Annotated in this window: 2 protein-coding genes; both read right to left on the reverse strand. The window is 37.1% G+C overall.

Annotated elements, in window-relative coordinates; translation table 11 throughout:
• Positions 1-68 precede the first annotated feature (68 nt).
• Positions 69-998 (reverse strand): replication initiation protein, encoded by a 930-nt coding sequence (locus EI162_RS14035; protein WP_192524918.1) that lies wholly within the window; start codon positions 996-998, stop codon positions 69-71.
• A 373-nt stretch (positions 999-1371) separates the two neighbouring features.
• On the reverse strand, positions 1372-1959 hold a 588-nt coding region (locus tag EI162_RS14040), incomplete at its 5' end, for a hypothetical protein (protein ID WP_225737014.1).

The raw sequence follows: 1959 nt of genomic DNA on the forward strand, positions 1-1959 counted from the left end.
CAATCGTCGCGACGGCTAAGAAGAAAAAACGGTGGTTCTTTTGACTTTAACGGATGTTAGAAAAAGTATCAGTGTTTAATCTTTGGTAGATAGCTCTCTAAAGCCTTATTAGGCTTGTTAAAACTTTCAGGCTCTCGCTGTATGATATTAATCATTTCGCGCTTAAATGCCTCAGTCTGCATTTTGCCGTCATAACTTAGGCTTGGATGGTTGTTATAGTCATTCATAAACTGCACGTTATCAACAATCGACTGTATGGTAGCTTGGGACAGGGTGCCATCTTCACTGGTTAGTTTGTCTAATGTTTTCCGATGGAATTTGAGCGTTAGCCCCTCGTAACCTTTGCCTCTACTCTTTTTTTTATATTCCACACTAACCTTATAATTTGTACTTTCATTAATCTCTTCTAAGGCTTTATCGATCACATACTTTCGAAGTTCACTAAATTGCTTGTACTTGCCTTTTATACCCATAACATATTTAAAATCTTCAAGTTCATATGCTTTACTGTATTGATACTGTCCAATCCAACACACTATTAATTCATATAGGCGTATTGAGTGGATACTTGAGAGCTCACTGATCTCTAACAACTTATATTTAGTAAAATTTGCTTTTAATTGTGTCAGATACGGCAATATATCCTCTGCAAAAGTTAGCGTAATCTTCCCTGTATTTGGGCTGAATAGAAGACTACTAACAAAGCGTGTACGCAATACTTCATTGTCTGGCAGTGCGATGATCACCTCCCTTTCAAACAAGCGGTTACTAGCTTGCTCAATATCACGATAGATATTTTTTGCGTTGCTATCACTATAAAAAAGCCTTTTTATCTCATCAGCAGTAATAGTAAATTTGGTTTGTTTACTGATATTTGGCGCATCAGGTCTACTATCAATTTGACTAATACAAGTTAGTAAAAGCTCTTTTTCTTTTGTTGTCATCGTATAAGTAGCAAGAACTAAATCATTTGACTGTACGACTAAATTATTTTCCATTTTATATTTCACTATTTCTACGTTTATTAGAATTCCACATGAGATAAACTATCATAAAAATAGTAAAATAAATAGCTATCTTTAAACAACTCTTTTTTTGGCTCATTTACTCTTTTTTCGGCTCATTTACTCTTTTTTTGGCTCATTTACTCTTTTTTCGGCTCATTTACTCTTTTTTCTCTTTGTAAGCTATTGATTTTAAAGGTGAAAAAAGGCTCTTAAACAGGAGTAAACAGGAGTAAACAGGATCAAATAAAAACCCTTAAAGAAACGGGTGATAAAATTTTTTGTGGATAAGTGAAAAATCATCACTTAAACCACGTAGCTTGCCTCAGCAATTTATCCTTCAGTAACGGTTTTTTTGAGGATTCAATTAAGGACTAAATCCTCGGCTAGGTGAATGGGTTTTATTAACCTGATGTCGGTACGACTCTAAACCGCTCTGTATCGCTTTGTGTTGGCTTTCAGACAACTCTTTACCATATTGCTCAGTAAACGTCTCTAAAGTGGCTTTAATCGCCTCTGAGTAGCTTTTACGCTGGGTTGTTGGTAGTGAGTTAACATCACGCAACGCAAGTTTGAATTGCTGACAGGTTTTATCTAAGGTATCTGCTAGATGTTCTTTGGCAAGCCCTCTTGCCTCAGTTGGGTAGTTATCCTGATTGATGTAATCCGTTAATTCTTCTATATAGCTGAACGATGACATGGTGTCCCGAGTCATTCTCCCTACCTCTCCTGCGCTACCGCCTAGCTTGTCGATAATGCTGCTATTAAATGCCGCTCGTTTTTGATCGATATTGTCTCTGAAATCTGTAAAATGCTGAATCAGTGCCAGATACTGCTGACGTTCAGCGTTAGGATCACGCAACAGCTTAATAATGGCTTTGTTGTTTTCAACCAGCGTGTGATCAAAACGTTTGGCCACTTGGCGTAAGTGCGCGGTAAATTCCACCGCTTTATC

Source organism: Psychrobacter sp. FME6 (assembly GCF_014861365.1).
Taxonomy (GTDB): domain Bacteria; phylum Pseudomonadota; class Gammaproteobacteria; order Pseudomonadales; family Moraxellaceae; genus Psychrobacter.